The sequence below is a fragment of the Picosynechococcus sp. NKBG15041c genome, from assembly GCF_055380235.1.
Genome location: NZ_AP040363.1, coordinates 1925215 through 1942071 on the forward strand (window position 1 = coordinate 1925215; position 16857 = coordinate 1942071).

The 16857-nt window shown below is 51.5% G+C and carries 8 protein-coding genes and 1 pseudogene; 2 read left to right on the forward strand and 7 right to left on the reverse strand.

Features of this window, described 5'->3' with window-relative positions; genetic code table 11:
• Positions 1 to 121: 121 nt before the first annotated feature.
• The 4 genes and pseudogenes from ACZ45B_RS09265 to ACZ45B_RS09280 all read right to left on the reverse strand — a co-directional run bounded on the left by ACZ45B_RS09265 (position 122) and on the right by ACZ45B_RS09280 (position 3748).
• Positions 122 to 1612 carry a DEAD/DEAH box helicase gene (locus tag ACZ45B_RS09265; protein ID WP_024546606.1) on the reverse strand — a complete coding sequence of 497 codons (1491 nt, stop codon included), beginning with the start codon at positions 1610 to 1612 and terminating at the stop codon, positions 122 to 124.
• On the reverse strand, positions 1596 to 1895 hold the full coding sequence (locus ACZ45B_RS09270; protein WP_024546605.1) for a hypothetical protein: 300 nt from the start codon (positions 1893 to 1895) through the stop codon (positions 1596 to 1598). The genes ACZ45B_RS09265 and ACZ45B_RS09270 overlap by 17 nt, the downstream gene beginning before the upstream one ends.
• Positions 1896 to 2111: 216 nt before the next feature.
• A pseudogene (locus ACZ45B_RS09275) lies at positions 2112 to 2516 on the reverse strand (ribonuclease H family protein); the annotation flags it as partial.
• Between the two features lie 26 nt (positions 2517 to 2542).
• Entirely contained in the window at positions 2543 to 3748 is a 1206-nt protein-coding gene (locus ACZ45B_RS09280) for a tetratricopeptide repeat protein (RefSeq protein WP_024546603.1), read from the reverse strand.
• 154 nt (positions 3749 to 3902) lie between these two features.
• On the opposite strand from ACZ45B_RS09280, the gene ACZ45B_RS09285 reads away from it, so the two are divergent.
• The gene (locus tag ACZ45B_RS09285) at positions 3903 to 6086 is read left to right on the forward strand and encodes a DNA polymerase III subunit gamma/tau (RefSeq protein ID WP_024546602.1); all 2184 of its coding nucleotides are present in this window, start codon (positions 3903 to 3905) and stop codon (positions 6084 to 6086) included.
• Between the two features lie 42 nt (positions 6087 to 6128).
• Positions 6129 to 7244, forward strand: a complete 1116-nt coding sequence (gene gcvT, locus ACZ45B_RS09290; RefSeq protein ID WP_024546601.1) for a glycine cleavage system aminomethyltransferase GcvT — start codon at positions 6129 to 6131, stop codon at positions 7242 to 7244.
• A gap of 158 nt (positions 7245 to 7402) precedes the next feature.
• On the opposite strand, the gene ACZ45B_RS09295 is transcribed toward gcvT, so the two are convergent.
• The 3 genes from ACZ45B_RS09295 to rpoB all read right to left on the reverse strand — a co-directional run bounded on the left by ACZ45B_RS09295 (position 7403) and on the right by rpoB (position 16813).
• Positions 7403 to 11398 (reverse strand): DNA-directed RNA polymerase subunit beta', encoded by a 3996-nt coding sequence (locus tag ACZ45B_RS09295; RefSeq protein ID WP_024546600.1) that lies wholly within the window; start codon positions 11396 to 11398, stop codon positions 7403 to 7405.
• Between the two features lie 85 nt (positions 11399 to 11483).
• Positions 11484 to 13394 (reverse strand): DNA-directed RNA polymerase subunit gamma, encoded by a 1911-nt coding sequence (locus tag ACZ45B_RS09300; protein ID WP_024546599.1) that lies wholly within the window; start codon positions 13392 to 13394, stop codon positions 11484 to 11486.
• Between the two features lie 107 nt (positions 13395 to 13501).
• Positions 13502 to 16813 (reverse strand): DNA-directed RNA polymerase subunit beta, encoded by a 3312-nt coding sequence (gene rpoB, locus ACZ45B_RS09305; protein ID WP_024546598.1) that lies wholly within the window; start codon positions 16811 to 16813, stop codon positions 13502 to 13504.
• Positions 16814 to 16857: the final 44 nt, after the last annotated feature.

Sequence of the window (16857 nt, forward strand, 5' to 3'; positions counted from 1 at the left end):
TCCAAAATCCACAAAAGATTGAGTTATATTTTGGTTAACAATATTTGCAGATCTTTTTTTAGATAACAAAGTCATTATCGAATCTTTATTGACTTTTTTGTGCTTGAAAAAATCATTTAAATCATTCCTCTTCGGTGGGTGTAGCACTCCCTTGGAATCCTTCCTTGTAAAGGGCTTTGGACTCTGCTGCCCTGAGTGAAATTTCTTTTTTAGAGAGGGTTGTGAGGTGTGTTTCAGTCGGGGTCAGGGAGCCCCGTCGCCGCTGGGAAAGTTGCTCTTCATTTGTGTTTTCTGATACCAATTCATATAAAAGAGCCAACTTTGTTCCTGATTTTCCTTGGCGTAAAATACGACCTAAGCGTTGGATATATTCCCGGGTTGATCCTGTTCCTGAAAGGATGATCGCAATGCGTGCATTGGGCACATCAACTCCTTCGTTGAGGACATGGGAGGTGACTAAAACGGGATAGACCCCATGGCGAAATTTTTTGAGGGTTTGGTGTCGCTCTTTAACTGGGGTTTGGTGAGTAATTGCCGGAATTAAGAAGTTTTCGGAGATCTGATAAACGGTGGCATTGTCATGGGTGAAAATCAGGATTTGTGCGGGGTAGTGCTGTTGGAGCAACTGGGCGAGGGTGCGTAATTTTCCGGCAGTACCAGCGGTGATATCTTTTGCTTGGCGATGGGCTAACATGGCACGGCGCCCGGCGGTGGAACGGCCACTGGCGGCGACAAATGCTTGCCAACCCTTGAGGGAACCTAGACGAATATTTTGATCGCGCAAAAATTGATTGCGAGTGGCGATAAGTTGGTGATACTGCGCTTCTTCGGTTTCACTGAGGGGAATCTTGAGTTGAATGACCTGGTGGTCAGCGAGGGCTTGGCCAGCGAGGGACGCGGGGGTGCGATTATAGAGCACAGGGCCGATGAGTTGCTGGAGATCGCTCTCCTTACCGTCGCTACGGTCGGGGGTGGCGGTAAGGCCGAGGCGATAGGGGGCGATGGAATATTCGGCGATCGCCCGAAAAAAATCACTGGGTAAATGATGACACTCATCAAAAATGATCAGAGCATAGCGATTGCCTAGGGTTTCGGCATGGATTGCGGCGCTGTGGTAGGTGGCAATCAGAATGGCACTACGATCGCGGGAGCCGCCCCCCAGGAGACCAATTTCGACATTAGGAAAGGCCTGGATAAGCTGGGCATACCACTGGTGCATCAAATCCAGGGTAGGGACTACGACGAGGGTGGTGCGCGGGGTGCTGGCGATCGCTAACTGGGCTAGATAGGTTTTCCCGGCGGCAGTGGGCAGTACGATGACCCCCTGGCGATCGCCTTTTTTCCAAGCCAAGAGCGCTTCCCGTTGGTGGGGGTAGGGCTCTTGAGACAGCTCTGTGACCAAATCTAAGGGTGAAAATTGTTGGGCCTCATCGATAAAATCAATCGACTCTTGGCGGAGGCGCTCCACTAGGGGCCGATAGTCCCGCGCCAGAAGTCGAAATTTTTCAATGCGGTCATCCCAGGTGACAAAATCAAGCCAGACTTTGCCCTGGGGTGGGGGATGGAGAATGAGAGTGCCTCGGTCATAGGTGAGTTTAGGCCGTCGTCTCATCACCACCAATGATGCGGTCTAGTTGCCAGAGAATTTGATTGCCTTCACGTTTCACACGGGAAACAATCCAATTGCGCCATGTCCACTCATGGCCGCGACTGGTGACAGCACTGGCGTTAACATCCATCAAATCTGCCAGCTCAGAACTACTGATGAAATAGCCATTTTCTGCAATTTCGTCGGCAATGCGGAGGCTTTCGATGACATCGGTTAACCGTTGCACCCGCTCATGGTGAGAATCGGTGGTGGCATCGTCAGAAACAAAACTCTGGGTTTCAGTCATAGTGATTTCCTTAGGAGATGGATTGGATGGTAAGAGATTTACCGAGGGAAAGTCTACGGTTAATTGTCGAGGGCTTTCTGGGGGGTTACCTCTTGATTTTGGTAGATTTTTCGGCATGGAGGCGCTTTGGTTGTTCCGGAGGTGGGGCTTTTGGCCCCGGGCAAAACCATTGGCGATCGCATCGGCCCGCTCGTTGCCTGGTTCACCGCTGTGGCCCTTGACATGGCACCAGGAGATTTGGGGATGATTGAGCTGATGGAGTCGTTGCCAGAGGTCTTGGTTGAGGACTGGTTTGCCGGCGGCGGTTTTCCAGCCTTTTTTTTGCCAGCCTTTGATCCACTTCGTGATCCCATCGATCACATATTTACTGTCCGTTAAGAGACGCATGGGCTCCTGTTGATCGCATTCACGAACATACTCAAGGGCTTGGATCGCAGCTTGCATTTCCATGCGATTGTTGGTGGTCTCTGGTTGGTGATCGCCCATTTCAAGCACAGAACCATCGGTAAATTGGACAACCACACCCCACCCGCCGGGGCCAGGGTTATGGATGCAGCCACCATCAGTGTAAATACAGTCAATCAATTGTTGTTGTGCCATAGAGAAAAAATAGGTTGTCATCCGTAGACAGCAACGGTGCAAACTGTCTAATCAGTCCAAGGATCCGTTGCTTCGGTCACAGGCGCAGGATTAGCGCCAATGCCTTCTAGGGCGGTTAAACGTTCCTGGGCTTTTTCAAACTCTGGAACGAGACTCAGGACACGCCGATAGTTGATCACCGCGTTTTCGGGCTTGTGGAGCTGCTCTAGGGTGAGACCGCGCTGATACCAAGCCTCCGCCATGTCATCCCGCAACTCGATGGTGTGATTCCAGCTTTTGAGGGCTGTTTCCCACTGTTCAAGGGCCATGAGAACATAGCTTTGATCCCGCCAAATTAAGACATTATCCGGGGCTAATTGGCATGCTTGTTCCAAGGAACTGAGGGCTTTTGCATACTGCCCCTGTTTGCCCAGGGCGCTCCCCCGGTTATGCCAGACTTCGGCAATGGTCGGCTGGATTGCAATGACTTGATCCCAGGCGGCGATCGCCCCAGAAAAGTCTCCCACCTCTGCTTTGGCTAAACCCTCTTTAAATAGGGCCTCGATGGTTGGCCCCAAGTCTTTTGGTTCACTGGCTTCAGCCATTTCTGTGGTGGTTGCTGGAATGGGGCTTTCTGTCTCTGTTTCCATTGGTAATTCTTCGGCAGCCACGGCCACTTCTACCTCGGCCTCAACAACAGTCGGCGATATTATGGTTTCAGGGGCATCAGGGGTTCCGGCAATCTCTGCGGTGGGAGTCGCTGCAAGCGCTGATGTTGGTTCTGACTCTAGGAGGGTTCTCGGATCGAGGATAATTTCTGGGGCTGGTGCGGCGATCGCCTCAGTTTCTGCGAGGGCATCGACACCGTCATACTCCCAAATTGTCGCGGTAATTTTGCCGCGTCCTGTCACAAGCTGTTGACCGATCTCGGCAAAAGCTTTCGCAAAACGCCCCAACTTCGGAGAATTGCGGAAGGCATTGCCCACAAACAATAGTCTTGTCCCGATGAGATGTTGTTGGGGGGGAGGAGATTGTGCTAGTATTTTCGTACTGTAGCGTTCTAGCCAAGCTTCCCAGGCGGTGACTTTGCCCCGAACCCCAAGATCGGCGATAAATACCTCCAGGCGATCGGGCTGCCAACCCCGAGCAATACCCTGGAGAAGTTGCTCGAAAAGAAATTCAAAATCTGCATCAGTGAGGGGTGGCAGGTCTGTGGTGGATGTTTGCCCCTGACCTTGAGAGGGAGAAAATAGCTTTTTTAACCAACCCGCCATATCCTTAATAATCCTTTTGCTTGCTCGAATTGTTGCTTGTACTCACCCATTCTATGTCGTTCGTTCCCTGATTTCTGGAATCTGATTGTAGATCCCAATCCTTTTTTATTTTGTTGATAACCCTATCCTGCATTATTGGCGTCTGACCGTTTCCATGGCCTACGAACCGCTCCACCACAAATATCGCCCCCAGACTTTCGCGCAGTTGGTTGGTCAAGGGGCGATCGCCACGACCTTGAGTAATGCCCTCGAACAGCGACGGATTGCCCCTGCCTATTTGTTTTCAGGGCCAAGGGGAACCGGGAAAACCTCTAGCGCTCGGATTCTGGCCAAATCTCTCAATTGTTTAAATTCAGCTAATCCGACCCCAAACCCCTGCGGCGAATGTGAAGTCTGTCGGGCGATCGCCAATGGCTCTGCTTTAGATGTGATCGAAATTGATGCGGCCAGTAATACAGGTGTAGATAATATTCGAGAATTAATCGAGCGATCGCAGTTTGCCCCGGTGCAATGTCGCTACAAAGTATATGTGATTGACGAATGCCATATGCTCAGCGTAGCGGCGTTTAATGCCCTATTAAAAACCCTGGAGGAACCGCCTGCCCATGTGGTTTTTATATTAGCGACGACCGATCCCCAAAGGGTTTTGCCGACGATTATTTCCCGTTGTCAGAGATTCGACTATCGCCGCATTCCCCTCGACGCGATGGTGGGGCATTTGCGAAAAATTGCCCAACTCGAAAATATTGAGATTCCCCTCGAATCTGTGACTCTGATTGCCCAAATTGCCAACGGGGGACTGCGAGATGCAGAAAGCTTGCTTGATCAGTTGAGCCTGCTCGCTGGTGAAATTACCCCCGATAAGGTGTGGGATCTGGTGGGTGCGGTGCCAGAGCGGGACTTATTGGACCTGATCCAAGTCATTCGCAACGACAGTCCAGAGGCTGTGATTCAACAATGTCGCAGTTTGCTTAATCGAGGCCGAGAACCCTTAGTTGTGCTCCAAAATTTAGCGAGTTTTTATCTCAATTTACTAATCGCAAAAACAGCGCCGCAGCGGAATGATCTCATGGCGGTGACCCAACCGACTTGGGTGGCCCTCTGTGAGGAAGCTAATTTTTGGCCCACGGCCACCATTTTGCAGGGGCAACAACGGCTTAAGGAAAGCGAATATCAACTCAAAAATACAACCCAACCGCGTCTCTGGTTAGAAATTACGCTCCTGGGACTATTGCCCGGTGCTTTGAACCAGACCGAAACCCAAGGCACAGCGATCGCCCCACCGTTGAGTCGCTCAACCTCAGCGGTCCTCCCCCCACCGTCCTCGAAACCAGAAGCACCATCACATCCCTTTGGGCAGGTTCCCACAGCCCCGCATGTAGAGTCTCAGCCCTCTCCCCCTCCGGTTGTGTCTCCGGTGACAGCACCGATCCAAAGTCCCCCTCCACCCCTGGCTTCTCCGGGGATTAGTCCGCCTCCAGGGGGGCCATTGACTCCTGAGTTTGTTAATGGCGATCGCCCAGTGTCACCACCCCAAAACAGTCCTCCAGCCCCTCCCCAACAATCCCAAAGTGCGCTTAATAATGGGGCGATCGCCAGTGCCGCATCCTCCACTACCACGACAGGGAGCGCCATTTCTAACCTCGAACGGGAGGAATTATGGCGCGGGATCGTTGCCCAACTGCCACTCTTGAGTCAATCTTTATTTCAAGACCATGGCAAATTGCTCCAATTTTCTGGCCATAGCGCCCTGGTGGGGATCAAAAGTCCGAATCTCTTAAAAATCGCCCAAAGTAAAACGACGCAACTGGAAGAGGCCTTTGAAAAAATTGCTGGTCAGGCGGTTAGGGTGATTCTCCAAATGGGCCATGATCTTGATGAAGCCTATCCCCTTGCGGCACCGGTGGCCATGAATTCAGGCCCAACAACGCTCCCCTTAAAAGAAAATCCCGGGGCGATCGCCCCCCCGCCACCACCAAGGGCAATGGCTGCGCCCCAAGTGCCCCCTCCTCTTGTACCAGAAATCAAATCTGTCGCCTCCCCCCCAGAAATATCGGCACCAGTCGCACCCATAACACCCGCCACAATTGCCCCAGAACCTTCGGTAGAGGCTGATCCCCAAGAAAGTAATCTCCAGGCGATCGCCCAACAATTTGCCGAATTTTTTGCTGGGGAAGTGATTGAACTCACCCATTTAGTCCCCCAGGAAGAAGTACAAACCCCGATCCCGATCCCTGTACCAGAACCAAGCCCAGCCGCTCCCCCATCAACGACCACACCGGTAGTTCAGGGTCGCCCCGCCAAACCCCCAGCCCCAGACGATGAAATTCCTTTCTAGGAAGCCTTTATCATGGGAGATCATCTCCTTTGGGTAAGTCCTATGGCATTACATCGCACCCCCCTCTACGACTTGGCTGTTACCGGCGGCGCTAAATTTGTCCCTTTTTCTGGTTGGGAAATGGCCGTCCAATACAGAGGCTTAAAGGCCGAACACCAAGCCGTACGCACAGCAGTGGGGATGTTTGATATTTCCCACATGGGTAAGTTCCAGTTGGCTGGGAAAAATCTAATTGCGGCAATGCAAAAACTTGTGCCATCTAACCTGGGGCGTCTCACCCCAGGTCAAGCGCAATATACAGTCCTCCTCAATGATCACGGGGGCATTATTGACGATGTGATCTACTATCACCAAGGCATATCGCAGAGCGGATCTCTTCGAGATCACCAAGGATTTTTAATTGTGAATGCGGCCACTACCCAGAAAGATTGGGCATGGTTAGCGGGCCACTTAGGAACCCAGGGCATTACCCTAACGGATGTTTCCCAAGACAATGTTTTACTGGCAATTCAGGGGCCAAAGGCCGCAGCGACGTTACAGCCTTTGGTGAAAAATTTAGATTTAAGTACGTTGAAATTATTCAACCATGGCCAAGGGGAAATTTTGGGCGCAATGGCTTTCATTGCCCGCACAGGTTACACCGGGGAAGATGGCTTTGAAGTGATGCTTAATCCCGTCGCCGGTCAAAAACTCTGGGCAGCTTTACAAGCGGCCGGGGCAGTGCCCTGTGGTCTGGGGGCGCGGGATACTTTGCGACTAGAAGCCGGCCTGCATCTCTATGGCCAAGATATGGATGATGATACAACCCCCCTAGAAGCAGGCTTAGGCTGGTTGATCCATTGGTCAGAAAAAGATGATTTTATTGCTAAGGAAATTTTACAAGCCCAAAAGGCAGAGGGGCTCAAGCGGCGGTTGGTGGGCCTAGAGATGCAAGGACGGGGCATTGCCCGCCATGGTTATCCTGTTTTAGTCAGTGGCACGCCAGTTGGCGTTGTGACCAGTGGCACCCTGTCCCCTATCCTCGAAAAGGCGATCGCCTTGGCCTACCTACCACCGACATTCAGTCAAGTCGGCCAGGCTGTTGAGATTGAGATTCGGGGCAAATTGTACCCGGCCCGAGTGGTTAAAAAACCTTTCTATCGCCCTGGGCAGCAATAATCTAATCGCTTGGGCCAGAAAATCACATCCAGTGTTCACCCCCTGATATCACTAATATCAGACAGCCAGCCTACAATTTTTGGCTTGACAAAAAAAATGGATCAGCCCTGGAAGCTGATCCATTTTTTTAGAAATTTACTGGGATCAAATCTCCCTGATTATTCCTTCAGCCAATTGTCATCAATCATCGCATCATCATCAATGACGGCAGCTTGACCCGCCGCATCCGAAGGAATTGGCGTCGCATCGGAGATGAGTTCATCACCGGAGATAATGTCCGTGTGATTTGCTTTTCCTTCGGTAAAGGCCCGCGCTGTTTGGTCGTCAAGAATTTCGCTGCCATCGAGATCGTCGTAGGAACGGCTCGATAGACCTGCGCCATTGTCACTGGCAACTACATTGCTATAGCCATTCGGCGATCGCCCTGTACCTTCATCCACGAAGTCATTTTGGCTGGCAAAACCTGTCCCCGCCGGAATCAAGCGACCAATAATCACGTTTTCCTTCAGACCACGCAACCAGTCAGATTTCCCTTCAATCGCGGCTTCGGTGAGCACCCGGGTCGTCTCCTGGAAGGACGCTGCAGAAATGAAACTATCGGTATTCAAGGAAGCCTTGGTGATCCCGAGTAGAACAGGAGTGTAACGGGCTGGGGCTGCACCGGTAATGGACATCGCTTCATTGACCTGTTCCACTTGACGCAGTTCGATCAACTCACCTGGCAGCATGGTGGTATCACCACCATCATCAATGCGGACTTTTGCCGTCATCTGACGCACAATCACTTCGATGTGTTTGTCAGAAATATCAACCCCTTGGGATTGGTATACCCGTTGTACTTCTTCGACAAGGAACCGCTGGGATTCACGCAAACCGATGAGGGCAGCTTCGTACATGCCTTTACTTTCGGCGTAGTACTCAAAGAAGATTTCCAAGATTTCGTGGGGGTTATTGAGGCCGTCCGTCAATCTTTCTGCTGCACCGACTCGCTGACCATCAACCACCATCACACTCTGGTTCATCCCGATGGGATATTCGGTGATTACGCCATCATCTTCAATGACCTTTACATCTACGGTTTCATCGTTGGCGTATTCCACTTGGCAGACCCCAGGGCGACGGGCCAAAACAGCGGCTTCTTTGGGTTTACGGGCTTCGAGAAGTTCCTCGATTCGGGGTAGACCCTGGATGATATCCCCGGTTTTTGCCCGTTCGAAGACCAAGAGCACAAGATTATCTCCCCGCTGAACCAAGTCTCCTTCATCAATGTGAAGAACAGCACCACTAGAGACGCGGTAGGGACGGGCATGGCGGAGAACAACTTCGGTGTCGCTAACTTTTAGGACCTGGGCGGAGTCTTCAACGACAACACCTTCGGCAATCTCTGTGCCAGCAACAATGAGGTCATTTTCTTTGACCTTTGCTTCGCCCTGGATTTCGAGGGTTTGGCGATCGCCATCCCGCACGATGAGTAGGCGGCGAATTGCTTCTTGACCCGAAGGGATCCCCCGGACTTCACCAGGTTCTTTACATTGAATTTCGGTGCGAGCGACTACGGCTCCCGGGGGGATTTCTTGGTTATCCTCTACCATCAAGCGGGTATGGATTTGTCCCCCAAAGGGATCGTTGTCGGAATCTCGACGGAGGATCAAAGACTCAAGAATCACTAACTGGAGGCGTTTCACCTCATCGTCAGTGGGGTCGTCTTGCAGCTCGATATCCGCATAAAGATTGGAGAGGACATCTTCATCTTCCCCTTCAATGGCACCAATTTCGATCACCAGTTGGGTGCTGAGGAGAGAGACTCCGTCGACGGATTTTACCCGTTCGCCGTCTTTAAAAAATAGGCGCTGGACAGAATGGAGCTGAATATTGCGGCCAGCTCCCTGCTCATTGATCGAACCTTGGGAGGGTTCAACCGGGGTTTCATCCACCTGAAATTCTTCGACTGGCCGAACGAGAAGGGCAACCCCTTCGGTGCTGATCACTTTTTCGCCATAGCTGAGTTTGTCGATGGTGACACCGGGGAGAATTTCCTCGCCAGGTTGAATCAATTGCTCATGGTATTTGTCGGCGATCGCCTCTTCGGTGAGGTGCAATTCACCGGGTTTGATGATCACTTCCCGCAGGATGTCGTTTTTCTCGACAACCTCTGCAACCCCAGCAGATTGGGAGAAGATATCTTTGACAACTTCTGTACCCGCCTCGACATACTGGCCGTCTTCGACAATGCGGAGAGAGCTATCTTTGTTCACCTCATGACTTTCTTCGGGGATCCATAGCAAAGTACCGCCTTTGATGACTTCGTAGCCTTGCTTTTTAGTGCCCTTGGCCACCTCAACACCCGCATACTTGATAATCCCGCCTGTTTTCGTCCGGTAGCGATCATCAATTAATTCAGCAATGTTGGCGTTATTTTGTACTTTTGTGCCCGGGGCGGTCTTCAGGAGGAACTGATCTCCTTTAGACGTTTCAATAATATATTGCTCTGAGCCGCCACCTGTTTCGTGGAGCACCTTAGCTTCATCCAGCAGAACGGAAGCGGTCACAATTTCAATTTCCCGGCTGTTGGGCACCAGCCGCACAACTCCACCGGAGAGGGAAACCAATTTTGTCTCCGCCAGAATATCGCCAACTTCTACATGGGTGCCGTTTTCAACAACGGGTTCTGCCCCAGCAGGTAAGTTATACACATCCCCGGCAAGCACCCACATCAAGCCACTTCTTTGGGCAGAGCGGGTGGTGTTGCCTTGGCGATCGGTTTTTTCCTCAGCCACCAGGTTTTGGTCAAAGAGAATTTCCCCAGCCAAATCGGAGGAAACGTCTTTGGAAGCGCGTTCGGTGGATTTTTGCGTTTTTTGACCCGCACCGACTTCGACGAGGAGTTCGCCTTTTTTCACGGCTTGGCCTTCAAAGACCCAGATCATCGAACCCGGTGAGAGGGGGTGGCTAATCATCTTGCCGTTATCGCTGGGCTTGATCACCAAGGTACCAGCAACTTCTACTTGTTCTACCTCATCCCCATGGCTCGTCCGGAAACGACGGGTGCTGAGGCCATCTTTAAACTGGATAATCCCGGCCTTAGAGGCTTTAATCGTCCGGGCTGCTTCTTTGGTAAATACCCCCCCAGTGTGGAAAGTCCGCATGGTGAGCTGGGTTCCCGGTTCACCGATGGATTGGGCTGCGATAATCCCCACGGCTTCACCCATATCAACCATATGGCCATGGGCCAGGCTCCAACCGTAGCACTTGCGGCAAACGGAACGGGCGGCTTCGCAGGTCAGGGGCGATCGCACCTCGACTACCTCTACCGTATCTGCGATTTTTTTCGCCAAGTCTAAATCAATGTCCTGATTCCGCTGGGCAATGACTTCCCCTGTTTTGGGATCGATCACATCGGCATTCAGAATGCGCCCAAAGAGGCGATCTTCTAAGGAAATTTGTTCCCGCTCACCATCATGCATCGCTCGGAGGGTCAGACCCCGTGCCGTACCACAATCTTCTTCCCGTACGATGACATCCTGGGAAACATCCACCAAACGACGGGTTAAATACCCGGAGTCAGCTGTGCGCAGTGCAGTATCGACCAGACCTTTACGGGCACCATAGGAGGAAATAATGTACTCAGTGACCGTAAGACCTTCCCGGAAGTTTGTCTTAATGGGCAAGTCAATAATTTCCCCCTGGGGGTCCGCCATCAAACCCCGCATCCCTACCAACTGACGCACCTGGGAAAGGTTACCCCGCGCCCCACTAAAAGCCATCATGTAGACGGAGTTGAGGGGATCTGTTTCCCGGAAGTTTTTGACTACTTCGTCCTTGAGCGCTTCGGAGGTACTGTTCCAGGTGTCGATTACCTTTTGGAAACGTTCAACTTCAGTGATTTCACCGCGGGAGTAGCGCGCTTCTGTGGTTTTAATTTCCTGCTCGGCGCTCTCGAGCATCTGGCGTTTGATGGGGGGCACCTGGAGGTCATCCACACTAATGGATACCCCCGCCTGGGTGGCATATCGGAAACCGAGGGTCTTAAGTTCGTCTGCCATGGTGGCGCAATGGGCTGAACCAAAACTGGTGTAGGCCCAGGACATCAACTTTTTGAGGCGACCTTTGTCAATGATACGGTTATAGAAAACGGCGGGTTTTTCCTTGGTCATGGTTTTTGTGATCTGTGGTGGTAGTAACTAAAAACAAAAGAGGAGTAAAGAGGCGATCGCCTCTTCCCCTCACATCATGCATCGTTTAAACAGGTAGCCCCTCCGGCAGCACCCGCTCCGTTAGATCCAGAGCACTCTGAATCGTCTTGTTGTAGATAATTCGGCCAGGGGTGGTGCGGATAAATTGACTAATCATTTTTCCATCAGCCGTTTCCCGTACCTTACGCTCACGGTAAACCTTCAGCACAGAACCATCTTCGAGGGTCTGGGATTCAAGCACCTTATCATCAGCCTCATGGGTTTCAACATCACCAAGGTAACGGAGCCAAACATAAGCATGAAGATCGACATCTCCCTGCTCATAGGCCCGTAACGCATCGTCCATATTGCTGAAATAGCGTCCCGCACCCCGTTGTGCCCCAGGGTTTTCCGCCGTTAGATAATAACAACCCAAGACCATATCTTGGGAAGGTGCCACAATCGGTTTACCCGTTGCTGGGGAAAGAATATTGTGACAAGCCAACATCAACAGACGCGCTTCGGCTTGGGCTTCCAAAGATAGAGGCACATGAACTGCCATTTGGTCACCGTCAAAGTCAGCGTTAAATGCCGGACAAACCAATGGGTGGAGTTGAATCGCCCGACCTTCTACCAAGATCGGTTCAAAAGCCTGAATCCCTAGACGGTGGAGCGTCGGTGCCCGGTTCAGCATCACGGGGTGTCCCGTAATAACCTCGGCAAGTACATCCCAAACACTTTCATCTCCCCGCTGAATCAGCTTCTTCGCTGCCTTGATATTGCTAACAATAGTGCTCTTGATCAAGCGTTGAATCACAAAAGGCTGGAATAGCTCGATCGCCATCTCCCGGGGCAAACCACACTGGTAGATTTTGAGGTTCGGACCCACAACGATTACAGAACGGCCAGAGTAGTCAACCCGTTTACCCAGAAGGTTTTGACGGAAACGACCCTGCTTCCCTTCGATAATGTCCGACAGGGATTTGAGGGGACGATTATTCGCACCCACTACAGTCCGACCACGACGACCGTTATCGATTAGCGCATCAACTGCCTCTTGCAACATCCGTTTTTCGTTACGGACGATGATTTCAGGAGCAAGGATTTCCTGTAGACGGGCAAGACGGTTATTTCGGTTAATGACGCGACGGTAGAGATCGTTCAAATCAGAGGTCGCAAAACGTCCCCCATCCAACTGCACCATGGGACGCAAATCGGGCGGGATGACGGGAATACTGTTCAACACCATCCACTCAGGTCTTGCGCCTGTGGCGATGAAGTTATCGATGACCCGCAGACGTTTGATCAATTTGGCGCGTTTTTGACCTTTGGAGTTGGCAATGCCTTCTCTGAGTTCTTCTGCAATTTCTTCAAGGGCAAGTTCCTGCAACAACCGCTCGATCGCCTCAGCCCCGATGCCAACCTCAACATCTTCAAGCTGAGAATCTTCGCTATAAAGCTGTTCCTCAATTTCCAACCACTGATCTTCTGTCAGAAGCTGCTTGTAACTCAGGTTTGTAGCATTACCCGGATCGAGAACCACATAGGCGTTGAAGTAAACAATTTGCTCCACATCGCGCAATGCCATATCCAGCAAAATGCTGAGATAGCTCGGAATTCCTTTCAGATACCAAACATGGGTAACCGCAGCTGCCAGTTTGATATAGCCCATCCGGTGACGACGCACGCGGGATTCAGTTACTTCCACACCGCAGCGTTCACAAACAATGCCACGATGGCGCACACGCTTATATTTACCGCAGTGACATTCCCAGTCCTTTGCCGGGCCAAAAATTCGTTCACAGAACAAACCATCCATTTCTGGCTTTAACGTCCGGTAGTTGATGGTTTCCGGTTTTGTGACTTCCCCAACGGTTTGGCCATTCGGCAAAGTACGCTCTCCCCACTGGCGAACCCGCTCCGGGGAAGCGATACCAATTTTGACGTAATCAAAATGCTGTTCTTGTTGACTTTTCATGGACGTAACTGCTCTCTAAACTACTCAGCGAATAAATTGGGTCTAGACCAGATTGAGGTGATGGGGAGCCCAGACTATATATCGGCTCCACCACCTGTTTAAAAGACTTAGTCCGCAGCTTCCTCGACTAAATCTTCTTGTTCCTCATCAGTCACGGATTCATAGGTCGGTCGATTGGGGGCGCGGCGCTGATTGTCCATCATCAAATCAACCTCTACATCCCGACTTGTACCATCATCAGCGGCCTCTACCTTGTGGACAGCAATGTCTAAGCCAAGGGATTGCAACTCACGCATCAAGACCTTGAAAGACTCTGGTGTGCCAGGACGGGGAATCGGTTTGCCCTTAACAATTGCATTTAGAGCCTCGTTCCGTCCCTGCATATCATCTGATTTGACCGTCAGAAGTTCCTGGAGAGTGTAGGCAGCCCCGTAAGCTTCCAAGGCCCAAACTTCCATTTCCCCAAATCGCTGACCACCCTGCTGGGCTTTACCACCAAGGGGTTGTTGAGTCACAAGGGAGTAAGGGCCAGTGGAACGAGCATGGATCTTGTCATCCACCAAGTGGACTAACTTCAGCATGTACGCTTTCCCGACGGTGACAGCTCGGTCAAAAGGCTCCCCGGTACGGCCATCATAGACCTGAATTTTGCCAGGTTCTGCTTCGTTAAAGACCCACTCTTTCCCTGGCTTATGGGCTGCTTCTCGAATCTTGCCATGGACTGTTTCGCGAGAGGCCTCAGCACCGTGCATCTCATCAAAAGGCATCATCTTAAAGCGGGCATTAAGGTGTTCCCCGGCCCAACCCAATAGACATTCAAAAACCTGACCCACGTTCATCCGGGACGGCACACCTAGGGGATTAAGGACAATATCCACAGGGGAACCATCGGGGAGGTAGGGCATATCCTCAATCGGTAAGATCCGCGAGATAATCCCTTTATTCCCGTGGCGACCTGCCATCTTGTCACCCACTTGGATCTTCCGTTTTTGGGCAACATAAACACGGACAACCATGTTCGCACCAGGGGGCAGTTCATCGCCCTGTTCACGGGTAAAGACGCGCACATCTACAACTCGGCCTTTCTCCCCATTGGGAACTCGCAGGGAATTGTCCCGTACATCTCTGGCCTTCTCACCGAAGATTGCCCGGAGAAGTTTTTCTTCAGGGGGCTGGTCAGATTCCCCTTTGGGGGTGACTTTCCCAACCAAAATATCTCCAGATTCGACCCAAGCACCAATGCGAATAATCCCCTGTTCATCGAGGTTACGGAGGGCATCTTCCCCAACGTTGGGGATCTCACGGGTAATTTCTTCAGGGCCTAGTTTCGTCTGGCGGGCTTCAATCTCGAATTTTTCGATGTGAATACTGGTGTAGACGTCGTCATAAACGAGCCGCTCGCTGATTAGGATTGCATCCTCGTAGTTATAGCCTTCCCAGGGCATATAAGCGACGGTAACGTTTTGACCAAGGGCGATTTCACCTCCTTCCGTGGCAGAGCCATCGGCCAACACCTGCCCCGCCACCACGTCTTCTCCAATGTCTACAAGAGGACGCTGATTGAGGCAGGTATCTTGGTTAGAGCGTTGATATTTTTGTAATGGATAGACAATTTCAGCGGCGTCTTCTGTGCCTTCCCCAGTGGGTTGAACACGAATCACGGTAGCATCAACAAAGGTTACAACACCATCACAGCGGGAAACGATAACCATCCCGGAGTCTCGGGCAGCTTGCGCTTCTAAACCAGTACCGACAAGGGGACGTTCCGGACGAAGGAGAGGTACAGCTTGCCGCTGCATGTTTGACCCCATAAGAGCACGGTTAGCGTCGTCATGCTCCAAAAAAGGAATCAGAGAGGTCGCAACGGACACGATTTGCAGGGGCGAAACAGCTACATAATCTACCTGTTCTGGAGTTGTGGTAGAAAATTCTCGGCGGTAACGGACAGGAACAGTTTCCCCAAGGATATTGCCGTCTTCGTCCCGGGGCACATCCCCAGGAGCAACCCGCAAATCATCTTCTTCTCCAGCTGTGAGATAAACGGAACCTTGGTCGAAGAGAATTTTACCGTTTTCGACTTTGTAGTAAGGGGTTTCGATGAAACCATATTCGTTGACCCGAGCATAAGTAGCGAGAGAACCGATTAGACCTGCGTTGGGACCTTCTGGGGTTTCGACTGGGCAGATACGACCATACTGGGTCGGGTGAATATCACGCACGGCAAAGCCTGCCCGTTCGCGGGTTAGACCACCGGGGCCAAGGGCCGAGAGGCGACGCTTGTGGGTCAACTCTGCGAGGGGGTTGGTTTGGTCCATGAACTGGGAGAGCTGCGAGGAACCAAAGAATTCTTTAATCGCTGCCACGAGGGGCTTCGGGTTCACCAAAGAGGCGGGGGTGAGGGCTTCTGCTTCGCTGACGGTCATGCGTTCACGAATGATGCGCTCGAGGCGATTTAGACCGACTCGCACCTGATTTTGGAGTAGTTCACCAACGGAACGCACACGGCGGTTACCGAGGTGATCGATATCATCGATGTTCCCGGTGTCAAATTCGAGGTTGATTAGGTAGTCGATCGCCGAAAGAATGTCTGTGGGTGTTAGCACCCGAACAGTGTCGGGAATATTAAGTCGGAGCTTTTTATTGATCTTATAGCGGCCAACTTTACCCAGGTCATAGCGCTTGTTGTCAAAGAAGCGCGATTCTAATAGTTGCTGACCACCGGTCACCGTGGGCGGCTCACCGGGACGCAGCTTCCGGTAGAGCTCGAGCAAGGCTTCTTCTTCGCTGGGGTTCCCTTCTTTTTCGAGGGTTTTTTGGTAAAAGTCAGCATGGCGGAGGGCGTCGAGAATCTCGCTATCAGAGAGGCCCATGGCTTTGAGGAGTACCTGGGCTGAAAGCTTTCGGGTTTTGTCAATTCTGACCCAAACAATGCTGTTTTTGTCGGTTTCAAACTTTAACCAAGCGCCCCGGTTCGGAATTAAGGATGCAGAATAAGTACGCCGCCCATGCTTATCGACTTCGGATTTGTAATATACCCCAGGCGATCGCACAATTTGGTTGACGATTACGCGCTCTGCGCCGTTGATAATAAAAGTACCCCGATCCGTCATCAGAGGCAGATCGCCAATAAACACTTCCTGCTCTTTGATTTCACCAGTTTCTTTGTTGATGAGCCTGGTGGGTACAAACATCTGAACACCGTAGGTGCTATCCCGACTTTTCGCCTCGCTCATGCTGTACTTGGGTTCTTTGAGGCGATATTTTTCCCCAATAAAGTGCAGCTCTAACTTTCCGGTATAGTCGGTGATGGGTGAGAAACTGTTGAGCTCCTCAATTAACCCTTTTTCAAGGAACCAGCGAAAGCTTGACCGTTGAATATCAATCAGATCGGGAAGCAGGCTTTGGGTGATATGAGTCATAGGTATTATCTTGGGTCGGGATAACTGGGAGACAATAGTGTGGT

Excerpts from the sequence above, each read along its gene's own strand:
- ACZ45B_RS09285 (WP_024546602.1), top strand. The coding sequence starts at position 3,903 with ATGGCCTACGAACCGCTCCACCACAAATATCGCCCCCAGACTTTCGCG.
- ACZ45B_RS09265 (WP_024546606.1), bottom strand. The coding sequence starts at position 1,612 with ATGAGACGACGGCCTAAACTCACCTATGACCGAGGCACTCTCATTCTC.
- rpoB (WP_024546598.1), bottom strand. The coding sequence starts at position 16,813 with ATGACTCATATCACCCAAAGCCTGCTTCCCGATCTGATTGATATTCAA.
- gcvT (WP_024546601.1), top strand. The coding sequence starts at position 6,129 with ATGGCATTACATCGCACCCCCCTCTACGACTTGGCTGTTACCGGCGGC.
- ACZ45B_RS09295 (WP_024546600.1), bottom strand. The coding sequence starts at position 11,398 with ATGACCAAGGAAAAACCCGCCGTTTTCTATAACCGTATCATTGACAAA.
- ACZ45B_RS09270 (WP_024546605.1), bottom strand. The coding sequence starts at position 1,895 with ATGACTGAAACCCAGAGTTTTGTTTCTGACGATGCCACCACCGATTCT.
- ACZ45B_RS09280 (WP_024546603.1), bottom strand. The coding sequence starts at position 3,748 with ATGGCGGGTTGGTTAAAAAAGCTATTTTCTCCCTCTCAAGGTCAGGGG.
- ACZ45B_RS09300 (WP_024546599.1), bottom strand. The coding sequence starts at position 13,394 with ATGAAAAGTCAACAAGAACAGCATTTTGATTACGTCAAAATTGGTATC.